General features: G+C 48.4%; 10 protein-coding genes and 1 pseudogene. 5 read left to right on the plus strand and 6 right to left on the minus strand.

Annotated features, from left to right (window positions below; genetic code table 11):
- Nucleotides 1-87 precede the first annotated feature (87 nt).
- The 3 genes from AKL11_RS06025 to AKL11_RS06035 all read left to right on the plus strand — a co-directional run bounded on the left by AKL11_RS06025 (nt 88) and on the right by AKL11_RS06035 (nt 3993).
- Entirely contained in the window at nt 88-387 is a 300-nt protein-coding gene (locus AKL11_RS06025) for an ArsR/SmtB family transcription factor (RefSeq protein ID WP_245673282.1), read from the plus strand.
- Nucleotides 388-569: 182 nt separating this feature from the next.
- Nucleotides 570-2783: a zinc/cadmium/mercury/lead-transporting ATPase gene (locus AKL11_RS06030; RefSeq protein WP_067515705.1), complete on the plus strand. Its 2214-nt coding sequence runs from the start codon at nt 570-572 to the stop codon at nt 2781-2783.
- Between the two features lie 58 nt (nt 2784-2841).
- Nucleotides 2842-3993, plus strand: a complete 1152-nt coding sequence (locus tag AKL11_RS06035; protein ID WP_067515706.1) for a pentapeptide repeat-containing protein — start codon at nt 2842-2844, stop codon at nt 3991-3993.
- Between the two features lie 29 nt (nt 3994-4022).
- Here AKL11_RS06035 and AKL11_RS06040 read toward each other — a convergent pair whose 3' ends face one another.
- The 6 genes from AKL11_RS06040 to AKL11_RS06065 all read right to left on the minus strand — a co-directional run bounded on the left by AKL11_RS06040 (nt 4023) and on the right by AKL11_RS06065 (nt 13784).
- Nucleotides 4023-5687 carry an HlyD family type I secretion periplasmic adaptor subunit gene (locus AKL11_RS06040; protein ID WP_253705179.1) on the minus strand — a complete coding sequence of 555 codons (1665 nt, stop codon included), beginning with the start codon at nt 5685-5687 and terminating at the stop codon, nt 4023-4025.
- 13 nt (nt 5688-5700) lie between these two features.
- A complete protein-coding gene (locus AKL11_RS06045) occupies nt 5701-7869 on the minus strand; it encodes a type I secretion system permease/ATPase (RefSeq protein ID WP_067515707.1) in 2169 nt (722 codons plus the stop codon).
- A gap of 245 nt (nt 7870-8114) precedes the next feature.
- Nucleotides 8115-8846 (minus strand): phosphate signaling complex protein PhoU, encoded by a 732-nt coding sequence (gene phoU / locus AKL11_RS06050; RefSeq protein ID WP_067515708.1) that lies wholly within the window; start codon nt 8844-8846, stop codon nt 8115-8117.
- Between the two features lie 9 nt (nt 8847-8855).
- Nucleotides 8856-9674: a phosphate ABC transporter ATP-binding protein PstB gene (gene pstB, locus AKL11_RS06055; protein WP_067515991.1), complete on the minus strand. Its 819-nt coding sequence runs from the start codon at nt 9672-9674 to the stop codon at nt 8856-8858.
- A gap of 95 nt (nt 9675-9769) precedes the next feature.
- Complete coding sequence (pstA, locus tag AKL11_RS06060; RefSeq protein ID WP_425387561.1) at nt 9770-11473, minus strand: phosphate ABC transporter permease PstA; 1704 nt, start codon at nt 11471-11473, stop codon at nt 9770-9772.
- A gap of 22 nt (nt 11474-11495) precedes the next feature.
- Nucleotides 11496-13784, minus strand: coding sequence for an ABC transporter permease subunit (locus tag AKL11_RS06065; RefSeq protein WP_067515709.1), 2289 nt, complete (start codon nt 13782-13784; stop codon nt 11496-11498).
- A gap of 469 nt (nt 13785-14253) precedes the next feature.
- Here AKL11_RS06065 and AKL11_RS06070 point away from each other — a divergent pair, with 469 nt between their 5' ends.
- Complete coding sequence (locus tag AKL11_RS06070; protein WP_067515993.1) at nt 14254-15570, plus strand: Na+/H+ antiporter family protein; 1317 nt, start codon at nt 14254-14256, stop codon at nt 15568-15570.
- 66 nt (nt 15571-15636) lie between these two features.
- Nucleotides 15637-16021 (plus strand): annotated as a pseudogene (locus tag AKL11_RS06075) (transposase); the annotation flags it as partial.

The raw sequence follows: 16021 nt of genomic DNA on the forward strand, positions 1-16021 counted from the left end.
CAAAGAATATCGTCCGGAAACGACTAACTAATGATCGATTTGCATCAGACTTGCTGCTCACTTCTCCCAGAGCTGTCTCCCGAAGACATGGAGCGACTCGCCAAAATCTTTCAACTGCTGGGAGACACAAAGAGGTTACAACTGGTAATTGCCTGCCTAGAAGAGCCGCAACCTGTATGCTGTCTGTCGGAAATCTCCGGAATGTCGCAACCATTAACCAGTCACCACCTTCGCAGCTTACGGGAAGCCCGCATTCTTAAGTCCAAGCGGAAGGGCAAACAAGTTCTGTATGAGTTGGACGACCATCATATCCGCCATGTGATTCTGGATCTGGCCAACCATGTGAAAGAAGGGACTGGAGATCAGTTAGCTGATCCCAACTCATAACAGGAGCACTTGCTCCGTTTCACGCCCAAACTATCTCCTCATCAGCGGCTACATACCCCGCAATCCTACCCTATAGTTATTCATCAACCATTTATATGGTCAGCTGGAAAGATCTGGCTTGACCACTTCATACATATAAATAAATATATATTTATATTAAATATTATTTATGAGTATTAGCCATGTCTTCCTGTTCGGCTAAATCAGGTCCAGCCCCTCAAAGTGAATCAGGCCAGAGTGCGGCTTCTTCATGCTGCAGCTCCAATACTGAAACCCTTCAAACCTCCGAATTGGAGGCAGCCGATACAATTCAGTTCAGCTGGTCCATCACGGGCATGGATTGCCCAAGCTGTGCTGCCAAAATTGAAAATGCCGTAAACGCGCTTGATGGAATACATCAGGCTCGGGTGACCTTTGCTACGGAACGATTGCTGGTAGTGGCTGAGGATAAATCCGGTAACGACAGTGCCGTTGTCAATGTGGTCGAAAGTCTTGGTTTTTCTATTCATAACAACCGCAAATCTGAGGCTGCTTCCGAAGGATTTCTGAAAAAATACTGGCGAATTCTGGCTTTGGCTGCGGTTATGCTGATTGCTGCGCTAGCACAAGTAATCAGTCCAATCGGCAGTAACGTGCTTTTCTACCTTGCCACCCTCTGGGGACTTTTTCCTATTGCCAGCAAGGCTTTCAAGCTTGGCAAAAGTGGCACGCCCTTTTCTATCGAAACATTGATGAGCATTGCCGCTATTGGCGCAATGTTTCTGGGAGAAACCATTGAAGCCGCCATGGTGCTGCTATTGTTTCTCATTGGTGAACACATGGAAGCCTTTGCCGCCGGACGGGCGCGCCAAGGCGTACAGAAGTTGATGGCTCTGACACCTGACACCGCCTTATTGATCGATAGTGACGGTAATAAAAAAGAGGTCGCCGCACATACCCTCAACCCCGGAGATATCATCGACGTATTACCCGGCAGTCGTCTTCCAGTTGATGGCGAGTTGTTAACGGCGGGTGTCAGCTTTGATGAAAGCGCACTGACCGGAGAATCCGTCCCGGTAGAGCACGACGAAGGTAATAGTGTCATGGCCGGTTCTTTATCCGTTGACCGGGTTGCCAGAATAAAAGTTATCTCCAAGCCCGGAGAAAGCGCGGTTGATCGTATTATTCGGCTCATTGAGGAAGCTGAAGAACGTAAGGCACCTGTCGAACGCTTTATCGATGCATTTAGCCACTGGTACACCCCATTGATGATGGTTTTGGCAGGGTTCGTGGCCATTGTTCCCCCACTTGCACTTGGGCAATCTTGGGAAGAGTGGATTTATAAAGCATTAACTCTGTTATTGATTGCTTGCCCATGTGCGCTGGTTATTTCCACACCTGCGGCCGTCACCTCTGCTTTAGCCCGGGCTTCCAGAAATGGTGCTTTGGTGAAAGGTGGAGCGGCTCTGGAACTCATGGGATCGGTCACTACGGTTGCCTTCGATAAAACCGGAACCCTGACTGAGGGGAAGCCCGAAGTCGCTCATGTTGAAGCATTTTCTATAGAACAGGATACGGTGCTTCAATTGGCTGCTGCTGTTGAGTCAGGTTCAACTCATCCATTGGCTAAAGCGATTGTTGCCTACGCCCAGTCACACCAGTTAGCCATTCCTGCTGCAGAGCATGTAGAAGCTAAAGCGGGATTAGGCGTTCAGGGGTTAGTGGATGGCCAGTCGGTCAGTATTGGTTCACCTCGACATCTCCAGCATGCGATTGATCAAATTGATAGTGCTCGCAAAAAACTGGAGCTTCTGGAAGATCAGGGCAATACGATAGCTGTCGTTACTGTCGAGGATGAACTTATTGGGTTTATTGCCCTCAGTGATACCCCAAGAACAGATGCCAAGGCAGCGATCATCGCTTTAAAATCCATGGGCATTAGCAGTGTTATGTTAACAGGCGACAACCGTCGTGCAGCTGCAGCCATCGCCGGACAGCTGGGTATGGAATACCGGGCAGAACTTCTGCCCGGCGATAAGTCTTCCGAAATAGAGAAACTGCGCGCCTTCGGAAAAGTCATCATGATTGGTGATGGCATCAACGATGCGCCCGCACTAAAAGCTGCAGACATTGGCATCGCCATGGGTTCCGGCGCCGATATCGCCCTGGAAACCGCCGACTGCGCATTAACTCATAACCGCATTGAAGAGTTGCCAGAATTAATTGATCTGTCCAAATCCGCCATGTCGATTATACGACAGAATATTTTTCTGGCGGTGGGCAGCAAAGCATTCTTTCTGGTAACTACGTTGCTGGGTATGACTGGCCTTTGGGTGGCTGTATTAGCCGATACCGGAGCAACAGCGCTGGTCACTGCAAACGCTCTGCGACTACTGGCCCATAAGAAAAAACGCTAAACCTTTACGATCTCTGGGCGACTCAGACTGAAATGAGTATGTCCGGAGAACTCTTCTTGTGTCACAGAATAAAAAACCTTCCTCAAGCACCCATTCAATAGAATCTGGTCGCGATACCTCAACAAATAGTGTCCTGGACACTGATGGCGTTAGAACCCCCGGGATCAATCCCAGTAAAGGAAACGTCAAAAAAGGCGTTTCAAACTATCAAGTGAAAACTCAGTCTGGGTTGGTGTCTCAACTTGAGTTTGAAAAAGAGAAAGCCGCACGTCGAAAAACGCTGCTTGGCCATATGCACCCAGGTGCCAAAGTGCCTGAGGGCGTTGATTTTAGCGATATCTCGATGGTACGGCTGGACATGGAACGGGTTCGCTTTCAAGGCAGCCTGATGAGACGGTGTAAGTTCAATGCCACCAAATTACGCGGCACCCGCTTCAAGAACTGTGACCTGCGCGGTGCTGACTTCCGTAAAGCAGACCTTCGCGACTGTATTCTGGATGGCTGTAATTTGAATGGTGCCGATCTGCGCAAAGCGAATCTGACCAACGCCCGTATCATCGATACCGACCTATCTGCCGCCAGTTTTGATCAGGCTATTCTGGATTCAGCGGTCATCGAGAATTGTGATATGGCCGCTCAGACGTTTCACCAGACCTCCTGCCAGAAGATCTGTTTATTCAATAGCCATATTATTCATGGCTTCTTTGATAATACGGACTTCTCCAAAGCCGAAATTCGTGATGTAGAGTTTCGTCACTGCACATTAACAAAAACTTTTTTTAATGATGCAGATATCAGCGGGGTTCAATTCAAAGGGTGCGAGAGCTTCGAAGACGGCCCATCCTTTGTTCATACCAGAGTGTCTGACTCCGTGTTCACAGACTGCGACCTGCAATCCGTTAACCTGACGGGCACCGAGTTCAAGCAGTGCATCTGGAAGCGAATTATCATCCGTGATGCCCAGCTGGATGACACTTCATTCCATCAAGTCCACTTCAATGAAAGTCACTTTACAGATTGTTTCTGCCTTGAGAAAGCCCCTTCATTCAGCTCTTGTCGTATGGATCATCTGTGCATTGAACACACGGATCTGACCACTGCTGTTTTCCGAGACAGTGCCTTTATTGGCGCAACCATCAGAGATTCTGATTTTAGTGAATGGGATCTGAAGAAAACGAAGATTGATGATGAGACGGTGATTGAACAGTGAGCCTGAACAGGCTCACTGTATTTCGCCATTTACCTTTCAGTCAGCGCATTCTGCTTGGCTCTTAACAGCGGCTTAAGCAGATAAGCCATCAGGGTCTTATCACCGGTAATGATGTCCACATTGGTCATCATTCCCGGGATAATTACGAGAGGCCTCTCAGCAGTGCCTACATGGCTTTCGTCGGTACGGATGCGAACCATATAAAAACTTTCACCCTTCTCGTCCATGATGGTGTCCGCACTGATGTTCTCTACATACCCTTCCAGCCCACCGTAGATGGCAAAGTCATAAGCGGTCAGTTTGACGACTGCTTTCATCCCTTCACGAAGAAACCCAATATCCTGAGGCTGAATTTTCGCTTCAATCAAAAGATTGTCTTCGATGGGTACGATTTCCAGTAGATTCATACCGGGCTGAACAACACCACCGATAGTGGTGACGTGTATCTTTTTCACAATGCCGTCCATCGGGGCACGGATAACTGTACGATCTACCTGATCTTCCAGTGCCATATTGGACTCTTTTAACTGATCCAGACGAACCTCAACATCTTTCAGCTCCTGCGCCACATCTGCCTGGAACAATTCCACCACTTCATCCCGTCTGGCAATGGCTTCGTTATAGCCGGCCTGCAATCTTGGAATGCTGCTTTCCGTCATGCGCTTTTGTGATTCCAGATCGTTTACTCGCTGCCGCAACTGTATCAGTTCTACTCTGGACACAATTCCCTGATCAACCAGAGGCACCGTCAGCTGAAGTTCATCCTCACCTAGTTCAAAACTGGATTTCAGAAATGTTAGCTGATCTCTGGCCGAGTCAAGCTCCATCTGAGCCTGCGAAGCCTGTTCCTGGGCAACTCTGAGTTCCGAGCGAAGCTTCTTGGCACGCTGGCGATAAATATCCGTTTCACGATAAATGTAATTGGGGTGCTTCTGAAGAGTGCCAGGAAAGCTCAACTCTCCGCCAGTAAACTCAGCACGGAGTCTTGCCGCCTTGGCCAGCTCACCATAGTATTCAATGGAACCTTCTTTAAAGGTCGATGCGAAACGTGTGTCGTCCAGCAGCATCAGCTCCTGACCCGCTTTAACCGTCGCCCCTTCCTTAACCATGACTTTCTCAAGAATACCGCCTTCAAGGTTCTGAACCACCTGAAGTCGAGAAGAAGGAATAACCAGCCCCATCCCCCGGGTAATTTCATCCAGCCTTACGACACTAGCCCAAATGATAAGACTGATTAATGCAAAAAAGACAACATAAATCAGCAGCCTGCCACCTGTTGGTGTTCTCATCAGCATGGCTGCACTTTTATCAGAGATATACTCCATATCTTCTGGACGGACCACTTTCTCCAAACCCTCCATGGACATCGCCGGCTCCATTGTCTGATCTCCATTGGTGGTAGTTGCCGTATTTGAATCGACTTGCTCTTCTTCACCAAACAGCTTTTTTTCAATGAAATTATCTATTTTCTTCTGAGTGCTGGAGAGCTTACTCTTCAAAAAACTCACCAGCTTTTTCATATCACTGGGAAGCTTGTTTTTCACAAAATCTACCAGCTGTTGCCACACGCTTAACCACGTTTCTTTGTCAAAGCGATAGTCTCTAAACGGCATTTTCGTTTGAGGGCGTTGTGGCTCTGATGGATTACTCACAGGCTCCCTCTCTTCATCTGGCTGCATTCCATTTCCGTCCATGATCCTGCCTACCCTAGTCTATTTTCAATTTACCCTGCTTCAGGGCAGCGTGAACCTGATCCTTCGGACCATCAGCCACAATATGGCCGTTATCAACAACGATCAGTCGATCCACCAGCTCCAGCATGGACGCTTTATGTGTGACCAGAATCAATGTTTTGTCCTGACAACGATTTTTCAGCTGCTCCTTTAATCGTAATTCTGTGGTGTTATCCATGGAGCTTGAAGGCTCGTCCATCACCAGAATGGGTGGATCCATTAATAACGCACGGGCCATTGCAATACTCTGACGCTGACCACCAGAGAGATTCTGCCCACGTTCTCCAACCACCATATCCATTCCATTAGGGTGCTTGTTGGCAAACTCAGCAACGCCGGAAATCTCAGCAGCGTTCAGCAGCTGTTCATCCTCAACATGGTTTGCACCCAGAGTAATGTTGTCTTTAATGGAACCATAGAACAGGGTTATATCCTGGGTGACACACCCTATACTGGTGCGAAGATCCGTTGGGTTTATCTGTCTCAGGTCTATACCGTCCATTCGAACGGCACCTTCATCAGGCTCATAAAGTCCGAGAATCAGTTTCTCCATTGTGGTTTTACCAGAGCCAATCCTGCCGATAATTGCCACCTTTTCACCGGCTTTTATCTGTAGATTGATATTCCGAAGCGCTTGAATTTCCTGATCTGGGTAGGAGAAGTTCACACCATCAAATTGAATGCTGCCTTTCAGCTCCGGACGGTTCACATAATCCCGGTCTTCGTTTCGTTCAGCAGGCATATCCATGATATTGGTCAGGGCTTCAAGGGCAGATTTGGCCTGATTATATCGAGTAGCCAAGCCGGCAAACTGTGCCATTGGCCCAAGGCAACGGCCGGTAAGCATCACCGAAGCAATCAGACCACCCATACTGAGATCACCTTCTGAGATGAAATAAACACCCATGATGACCAAAACAATGTTACACATTTGCTGAACATAGGCAGCGAATGAAGTAGCAGATTGGCTCAGTAGTTTGGTTTTGATACTGAAGGTTGCAATATGGCTGACCGCCTTTTCCCAGCGATACTGAACATCACTTTCGGCATGAGCCACCTTGATGGCTTCCATACCGGTAAGGCTCTCAATAAGTGTGGCATTTTTCTGTTGGCCACTTCGCAGAGTTTTCTCTACAGAGCGTTTTAGAGCACCGTGGATAAAGAAGCTATAAAGAGCAATCAACACCATGGCTCCGAACGGTACGACAGCCAGCGGGCCACCCAGCATGAAGATCACGCCAATAATGACCAGAGTAAACGGCAAATCAACCAGTGCCGTTACCGTCGTCGATGTGATGAAATCTCGGATACTCTCGAAGTCCTGAAGACTCTTGGCAAAAGACCCCACTGATGTGGGACGCGCCTTCATACTCAAACCGAGCACTTTTTCCATAATCGTGGAAGAGAGCAGGATGTCAGACTTTTTACCCGCAAGATCAATAAAGTAGCTCCTCACCATCTTTAAAACAAAATCAAAGGTGAAGACAATAAATGCACCTATAGCAAGAACAAACAACGTGTCGAACGCCTGATTAGGCACGACCCGATCATAAACGTTCATAATGAACAGCGGGCTGGCAATAACAAAAATATTAATTAAAAGAGAGGCCAGCAACACATCACGATAGATTCTCCAGGATCCGAAAATGGTACCCCAAAACCAGTGCCTTTTTTTAATATTCAGCTTTTCTGGTGCCCTTTTGTCGTACCTGTGTTTTTCACGAATGTAAATAACATAGCCAGTGTATGATTCACTCAATACACTGAGCTTTATTCTTTTGATACCTTCACCCGCTTCAGGCATCAGAATTTTGGCAATTCCCTTTTTTTCATCAACATCAAGAAGAACACAGGCTTGTTTTTTATTCAGCAGTAAAACAGCAGGGGTCACCAGGGAGGATATTTCCGTAAGCGCTTTTTTATTAAGCTTACACGCCAGTCCAGCCCGTTCTGCAGAGCGAATGAACACGTCCGTTGTAAACTTACCATTTTCCAATGGCAAGCCTGCTTTCAGGGATTCTCTAGAATAGGGGTGACCATAATGACGGGTCAGAAGGGCAAGGCATTCTAAAAGTGCATCACTGTCTGCTGTCTGTTCAGTGGGAACATTCCAGCTCTGATCTGAATTACTGGACGGGTTCATAGCTACCTGCTGTTTATTTATTTGTTTTCATCAAGAAATCAACTCAGATCAAACAACAGGATTGGCTGAGGACATTAATAAACTTAGATTAGCTCAGAATAAAAAAATGGAATTAATTACTAGAGAAAGAAACAAAAGAGGATTAAAAACAAACGCACATTCTTTAAAAATTGACACAAAAAAAACAGACACCCTTTTCATAAAAGAGCATCTGTCAGAAAAAAAACATTATTTTTTCTATCTACTCATGCTTCGGAATTATCAAAAACTTCTTCCTGCATTCGCTTAATTCCAATATGACGAACATCGGTCCCCTTCACCAGGTAAATCACATACTCCGCAATATTCCGTGCATGATCACCAATCCGCTCAAGAGAACGAAGTACCCACATAATGTTCAACACCCGGGTTATTGAGCGGGGGTCTTCCATCATATACGTCACCAACTCACGGGTAGCGCTTTTGTATTCCCGGTCCACCGTTTTGTCTTCTTTAGCAACGGCCAACGCCTTTTCTGCATCAAATCGGGCGAATGCATTCAAGGCATCCTGTGTCATCTGACGAACATGGCTACCAATGTGACGGGTTTCAATATAGCCCTTTGGTGCTTCACCCTGCTCCGATAGCTGGATAGCAAAACGGGCAATTTTGGCCGCTTCGTCACCAATTCTTTCAAGATCCGTCGCTACCTTGGTGCAAGCCAGTACCAGACGCAAATCGCTGGCCGCTGGCTGACGGCGGGCAAGTATACGGGAGCATTCCTGGTCAATGGATGTCTCCATGTAATTGATGTCCGTGTCCTTCTCGCACACGTTCACAGCCAGGTCACTGTCCGCATTGATAAGCGCGTCAATGGCATCACTCACCTGTTTCTCCACCATGCCACCCATGGCCAACAGGTTGTTGCGCAGCTCTTCCAGCTCATTGTTAAACTGCTGGGAAATGTGATGGGTCAGCAAATCGCTCTGATTTGGCATGAGTAATCCTTAGCCGTAACGGCCGGTAATATAGTCTTCAGTCTGTTTCTTTTTGGGGTTGGTGAACAGCGTATCCGTATCGCCATATTCCACCATCTGCCCCATGTACATAAATGCGGTGTAATCAGAAACTCTGGCAGCCTGTTGCATATTGTGGGTAACGATCACAATAGTAAATTTGGACTTCAGCTCGTTGATCAGCTCTTCAATCTTCAATGTGGAGATTGGGTCCAGAGCCGACGCTGGTTCATCCAACAACAGCACTTCTGGCTCAACCGCAATGGTTCTGGCAATCACCAAACGCTGCTGCTGACCACCGGAAAGCCCAAGCGCACTTTCATGGAGCCTATCTTTTACTTCATTCCATAGGGCGGCGGCTTTTAAAGCCCACTCAACGACTTCATCAAGCACCCGCTTTTTATTGATGCCCTGAATACGCAGGCCGTAGGCTACGTTCTCATAAATACTTTTGGGGAAAGGGTTCGGCTTCTGAAACACCATCCCTACCCTGCGGCGAAGATCAGCAACGTTCACTGATTTTTCGTAGATGTTCTCAGGCCCTTCGGACGTATTCAGCAGAATCTTTCCGCCAACCCGGCAGCCATCCACTAGATCATTCATCCGATTCATACTGCGCAACAGCGTGGATTTACCACAACCGGAAGGTCCGATAAACGCCGTTACCCGTTTCTGGGGAATTTTCATGGAGATATCAAATAGCGCCTGCTTCTCACCGTAAAACAGATTCAGGCCAGATACATCCATGCAGGTCTCTTCCTGCTCTAAATCCAGAGCCGGACGACCGCGACCAACCGACAACGGTTTCATAACCCGAGGCGCAACACGAGTCGCCACCGGCGTATCACTTGCTTTGTCTTTTCCTTCATCAAAGGATGCTTCAAGCTCTTCTACCAGCATGGTGATCAATCCTCCAGGCTCTTATATTTTTCCCGCAAGTGGTTACGAATAGCGACAGCGGATAAATTCAATACCGCAATCACAATCACCAGTAACAGCGCGGTGGCGTATACCAATGGCCTTGCCGCTTCCACATTGGGGCTCTGGAAGCCCACATCAAATATGTGAAAGCCAAGGTGCATAAACTTCTGATCAAGGTGCAGGTATGGATAGTTTCCATCCAACGGCAAACTGGGTGCCAGCTTCACCACGCCCACCAGCATCAGTGGTGCAACTTCACCGGCGGCACGGGCAACAGCGAGAATCAAACCCGTCATCATTGCCGGGCTAGCCATAGGGAGAACCACACGCCATAAGGTTTCAGCTTTGGTGGCGCCAAGGGCAAGGCTACCTTCACGGACAGAGCGGGGAATGCGGGACAAACCTTCTTCCGTCGCAACAATCACCACCGGCAAGGTCAGCAGCGCCAAAGTAATAGAAGCCCACAACAACCCCGGAGTACCAAACGTGGGTGACGGTAACGCTTCCGGAAACAACAGCTGATCCACCTGAGCGCCGGCAAAATAGATAAAGAAGCCCAAGCCAAACACACCGTAAACAATGGACGGAACGCCTGCCAGATTATTCACAGCCACTCGTATCGCCCGGGTCAACCATCCTTGATTGGCGTATTCACGGAGGTAGACTGCGGCCACCACACCAAATGGTGTCACCATGATGGACATCAAAATCACCATCATCACCGTGCCAAAGATAGCTGGGAAAACCCCGCCTTCGGTGTTCGCTTCCCGTGGATCATCCAGAATAAACTCAGCCACCTTGTCGAAGTAGAAACCGAATTTGTCAGACAGTGTCATTGTATTAGGCTGCCAGGCTCGTACCACCTTGCTGATGGGCTGATCAAGCACCTGTCCATCAATGGATTTGGCGGTAAAGCTGTCACGGTTAAATGATCGGTAGAGATCACCCAACTGTTGCTCCAGCTGCTGATATTGTTGATCCAGCAATTTACGCTCGGCTTCCAGCTCTGCCAGCTGTACCGGATCCACATTGCCACTCAATTCCAGACGACGTTCTGCAAGACGTAGCTGTTCCATTGAGGCGTTAACAGAGCCAATGTCGTGCTTTTCAATCTGGTAAATGGCTTCGTAGATTTCCAGAGCACGAGTCAATCGCTCCTGAAATACGGCATAGGCAGCACCGCCAGCAGCAACCGTTGTCCCTTCTTGTTGAACTGATTCCAGAAAGCCATAAAAGTTACCCCACTCACGGCGCTCAAGCACCATGATTTCTTCGGGATAACTCCGGTTGCTCAGCCACTCATCCACAATCCAGACAAAATCAGCACCGCTGAGATCCCGGTTACCTTGCTTCAACAGGTCGCGAGTAAAGAGTTCTTCGCTATCGCTGGCTTCTAGGCCCGATGTTTCTAGCCGCGCGGCAGACACTTCTTCACTGTCGACAATTTCACCGGCAACGGTTCTTACGGTTTGATTAGGAACCTGATAATCCGCCACCATCACCTGCCCGGGCCAGAAATGCCCAAGCCCGCGAACGGCGATCAATGAAATCAAACCAATCACTAGAACCAGGCTGATTGCCACTGCACCCGCGTTGAGCCAGACCCAGGGCGAGCCGCTTTTAAACCAACTGCTTACGGTGTTTCTTGAAGCGCCGCTGAGAGAAGAGCGGAGGGTTTTATTCATCATAACTACTGTCTCCTTTCTTCCCTTAAAGTGAACTGTACTTTTTACGGAGTCGGTGACGCACTATCTCCGCTGCGGTGTTCACCACGAAAGTAAACATAAACAACACCAGCGCTGCGAGGAATAGAATCCGGTAGTGGCTGCTGCCCACTTCTGACTCCGGCATTTCAACGGCGATGTTTGCCGCCAGCGTTCTCATGCCTTCGAAAATATTGGCATCCATAATGGGCGTGTTACCGGTGGCCATCAACACGATCATGGTTTCACCCACTGCCCGCCCCATGCCGATCATCACTGCGGAGAAAATACCGGGGCTTGCGGTTAATAAAACGACACGTGTCAGGGTTTGCCAGGGCGTGGCGCCAAGAGCCAGGGAACCAAACGTCAGGTGTTTAGGAACACTGAAAATCGCATCTTCGGCAATGGAGAATATGGTGGGAATGACTGCAAAGCCCATAGCTAAACCAACCACCAGCGCATTTCGCTGATCGTAGGGAATGCCCAACTCGGTAGTCATCCATGAACGCATATCGCCATTAAACAGCCACAGTTCCAGATCGGTACTCATGGACATGGCAATCGCGCCACTGATAATCACCACCGGCACCAGTAAGCCTGCCTGCAAACCATCGGGCACTCGATGTCTAATCGATGAAGGCAAGCTGTCCCAACCAAAGGCGAAGATCAAAATACCTATGGGGACAAACAGCAGCAGTGCAAAAATGCCCACCAACTGGTTTTCCACCAACGGTGCCAGCCACAAACCGGCAAGAAATCCGAGAATTACCGTTGGTAGTGCTTCCATCAACTCAATCACCGGCTTCACCTTCCGGCGCATGGAAGGCGCCATAAAGTAAGCGGTGTAAATCGCTGCGCAAATTGCCAATGGTGTTGCTAATAACATGGCGTAAAAAGCCGCTTTGAGGGTACCAAACGACAGTGGCATCAAACTCAGCTTGGGTTCAAAGTCGTTATTGGATGCAGAAGATTGCCAGACATACTCCGGCTCATTGTAAGATTCGTACCAAACCTTGCCCCACAAAGCAGACCAGGACACTTCCGGATGCTCATTATCAAGGCCGAGAAACTGGGTTTTACCCTCATTCTCAAACATCAGGTAATTCGCACGTGGCGCAATGGCCATCTGATCAATTCTGCTTTCCGCCAGCGACTCAACCAACAGTGAACGATTAGCCGTGGTATAAAACAAGCCAACCTGTCCATTCACGTCGGAGGCCAGAAAACCTTTACGACGATGTTCAGGTATAATCTTATCCACCGCTGAATCGCTCAACTCAAACGAGCGAATTTTGCGCAGCCCAAGTTCGCCGTTTTCACGAACCATAAACCATTGGGCAATGGTTCCCTCGGCGTCACCCACCAGCAAAGAAACACCACCCAGCAAAAACGTCATCTCAGTAATGGCAACACCCGTTTCTGTGAGGTTGACAACCTCATGAATGAAGGGACGATCCGGGTCGCTGATATCCAGAACATTCAGCTGATTCTCGCCACTGAGTGCGAAGAGCCAGCGCTGTTCCGGATCAAGCAACAACTTCTGTATTTGGCTGTTCGCGCCACTGATAGTGGGAAGCATTACACGCTGCTGCTCGATGGTGACCTCTTCCGTCAGGAAGTCTTCTTCTTTATTAAAAACATCCATCACCAGTTGATCATCAATACTGGCTGCCACCAGAAGCTTCTCTTCGCCATCACTAATGGCAAGCTGAGATACCGGAGCGGAAGCACCGCTGATGCTGAGCGGCGCATCACCATAGGGATAGCTCACTTCCGGCGAGATCTTGCGTTTGTCATCAGGCCAGGTGATTCGATAGCCCTGTTTAAAGACCACCACTTCACCGCTGGTCAGCCCTGCTGCCAGTAAACCAGTGCCAGCAGCGTCTTCAACCACTTGCGTCACTTTGCTGCCGGCGGAAATAGGCAGTTTCTCATTCTGTCGCCACTCACCTGTCTGGGCAGAAAAGAAGCGAAGGTTTCCGGAAGTCTCAGCTTCCATGGCCACTTCGCCCTGTTCTTCCACGGACAGAAACAGCGGCTTGCTACCATCCGCCGCCTGTGTGCTCGAGGAAGTATAGGAAGTCAGTGGCGTAATCTCAGCGCCCTTGAACAGGGGCACCACTTCATAAAGGAGGTAAATAAAAATCAGCAGAATCGCCAGAATAACCCCAAGCCCGCCGGAAGCAACTCCCCAGCGCGCGAGATGGTCTTTCAAAAAGCGCAGCGAACGATATTTTTTTAGTGCCGGTGTATTGAAATCAATACCCGGGCTGTTATCTATCGGTTTTTGGTACATAGCGCAGGCCGGATTGGATCATGGGGGTAACATATAAAATGAATATGACATTAATGTTACAGGCGACAAAAACTCATTGCCTGCGTGAATTAATCACGGTAATTTATCGTTTGCTATAGGTAGATAAAGTATTCCAAATAAGACTGGCTACCTGCTGTAAAGGCACAACCACTTGAGAAAATAACGATGTACCCCAACAGAGTGCAACCTAGAAAATTTATAGAACAACAATCAGATAAGCCCTGCTTAACCGCTGCTGTTAACACCTGCCTACATGCCCATCGACACCACCATCACCATTAATTTCCAGTTCAACCCTGTTTGTACATATATACTCAATATTGCCTGAGCTGCTGGTTTTTATAACAAAACAAGAAAACCAGCGAACGGCTCCAGAGGCAAATCTCATGCTTATTGCGATGGCTGACTCACTTGAAGCCTCGCAGCTGACGAAAAAAGATGGATGATTATGAACGCTGTCGTTCTGGCTGTTGCCATCATGCTGACACTCAGTGTTTTGCGTGTAAATGTTGTTCTGGCACTGTTTTTAGGTGCCATTGGTGGTGGACTGGTTGGTGGGCTGGATTTCCACACAACCCTTGCCGCCTTTACTAAAGGTTTGGAAGGTGGCGCTGGCATTGCCATCAGTTACGGCATGCTGGGCGCTTTTGCCATGGCCATTTCCGTTTCAGGTATTCCTCAGTGCCTGGCGGATCAGATTATTAATAAGGTCGCCAATACAAAGAATTCTGCTCGCATTCGACTGAGCATTATCGGAAGTCTGCTGCTGATGGCATTTGCTTCGCAGAATCTGGTGCCAGTGCACATTGCCTTTATCCCAATACTGATTCCACCGCTGCTGGGGGTTTTCAGTTCACTGCAGCTGGATCGGCGAATTGTTGCCAGTACCCTATCATTTGGCCTGATAGCAACCTATCTTCTGGTGCCCATTGGCTTCGGTAATATCTATTTAACCCAGATTCTGGCCGGTAACTTGAATAACAATGGCCTAAATATAGACCCGGATTTGATGCCTGTTGCCATGGCGATGCCGGTTGCTGGTATGTTTGTGGGATTATTGATTGCCATTTTCTGGAGCTACCGTAAGCCTCGCAATTATCGTATTGAAGAGACTAAAGTGGCTGGGTTTAGAGAGACAAAAGTCATTACCCCAAAAACGGTAACCGTCAGCCTTACCGCCATCGTTGCAGTATTGGCTGTGCAATTGATTACCGATTCCATGGCCATGGGTGCGGCCACTGGTTTTGTGATAATGATAATTGGCGGCGTCGTACACTGGCGTGAATCCGATGATGTTTTTGCTCAAGGTATTCAGTTGATGGCCATGTGCGGATTCATCATGATTTCCGCTTCCGGGTTTGCTGAAGTATTGAGAGAAACTGGCGACATTCCTGCGCTGGTGGAAGCGGTTGAGCAATTGGTCTTTGGCAGTCAGGCACTTGCCGCTTTGTTGATGCTGATTGTTGGTTTGCTGATTACCATGGGCATTGGTTCTTCTTTCTCAACTATTCCCATTCTCGCCACACTTTATGTACCCCTGGCGATGACGCTCGGTTTTTCACCTATGGCAATTGCCGTGCTGGTAGGTACCGCTGGCGCATTAGGCGACGCAGGTTCTCCAGCATCGGATTCCACTATCGGGCCAACGGCTGGATTGAATGTGGATGGTCAACACGATCACATACGAGATACTGTGATTCCGACGTTTATTCACTACAACATTCCAATGATTATCTTTGGCTGGGCGGCAGCCATGATTCTCTAGGAGCCTGTCGGACTTAGAACAACTTTTGAGTATAATACCCGCAAGATCGTAAAAGACAGCCAGCCAATGAACAAATGGACTTTCAGACCCATTGACCGAGACATCCCTGACTTTTTTCCTGCCACTGTTCAGGATTATCTGCCAGAGGTGCATCTTGCTCGCTTTGTTGTAGAGGTGGTTGAGCAGCTAGACCTCACACCTTTGATCAGCGCCTATAAAGGAAGGGGTTCTAAAGCCTGGCATCCATCCCTCATGCTGTCGTTATTGTTCTATGGATATGCAACAGGTGTCTTCTCCAGTCGCAAACTGCAAACTGGAGAAAGCAACTTATGACTCCATCGCCTTTCGATATATCTGCGCCAACGAGCATCCGGATCACGACAGTATCAACACCTTTCGCCAGCGCTTCCGTAAAGAAATCAGTGAACTTTTTGTTCAGATATTGTTGATT

The sequence above is a fragment of the Endozoicomonas ascidiicola genome (assembly GCF_001646945.1).
In the GTDB taxonomy this organism is placed as follows: Bacteria; Pseudomonadota; Gammaproteobacteria; order Pseudomonadales; family Endozoicomonadaceae; genus Endozoicomonas; species Endozoicomonas ascidiicola.

What these genes read in the sequence shown, in the direction of transcription:
- AKL11_RS06025 (WP_245673282.1), top strand. Translation starts at nt 88, where the DNA reads ATGGAGCGACTCGCCAAAATCTTTCAACTGCTGGGAGACACAAAGAGG.
- AKL11_RS06030 (WP_067515705.1), top strand. Translation starts at nt 570, where the DNA reads ATGTCTTCCTGTTCGGCTAAATCAGGTCCAGCCCCTCAAAGTGAATCA.
- AKL11_RS06040 (WP_253705179.1), bottom strand. Translation starts at nt 5,687, where the DNA reads ATGGACGGAAATGGAATGCAGCCAGATGAAGAGAGGGAGCCTGTGAGT.
- AKL11_RS06045 (WP_067515707.1), bottom strand. Translation starts at nt 7,869, where the DNA reads ATGAACCCGTCCAGTAATTCAGATCAGAGCTGGAATGTTCCCACTGAA.
- phoU (WP_067515708.1), bottom strand. Translation starts at nt 8,846, where the DNA reads ATGCCAAATCAGAGCGATTTGCTGACCCATCACATTTCCCAGCAGTTT.
- pstB (WP_067515991.1), bottom strand. Translation starts at nt 9,674, where the DNA reads ATGAAACCGTTGTCGGTTGGTCGCGGTCGTCCGGCTCTGGATTTAGAG.
- pstA (WP_425387561.1), bottom strand. Translation starts at nt 11,473, where the DNA reads ATGATGAATAAAACCCTCCGCTCTTCTCTCAGCGGCGCTTCAAGAAAC.
- AKL11_RS06065 (WP_067515709.1), bottom strand. Translation starts at nt 13,784, where the DNA reads ATGTACCAAAAACCGATAGATAACAGCCCGGGTATTGATTTCAATACA.
- AKL11_RS06070 (WP_067515993.1), top strand. Translation starts at nt 14,254, where the DNA reads ATGAACGCTGTCGTTCTGGCTGTTGCCATCATGCTGACACTCAGTGTT.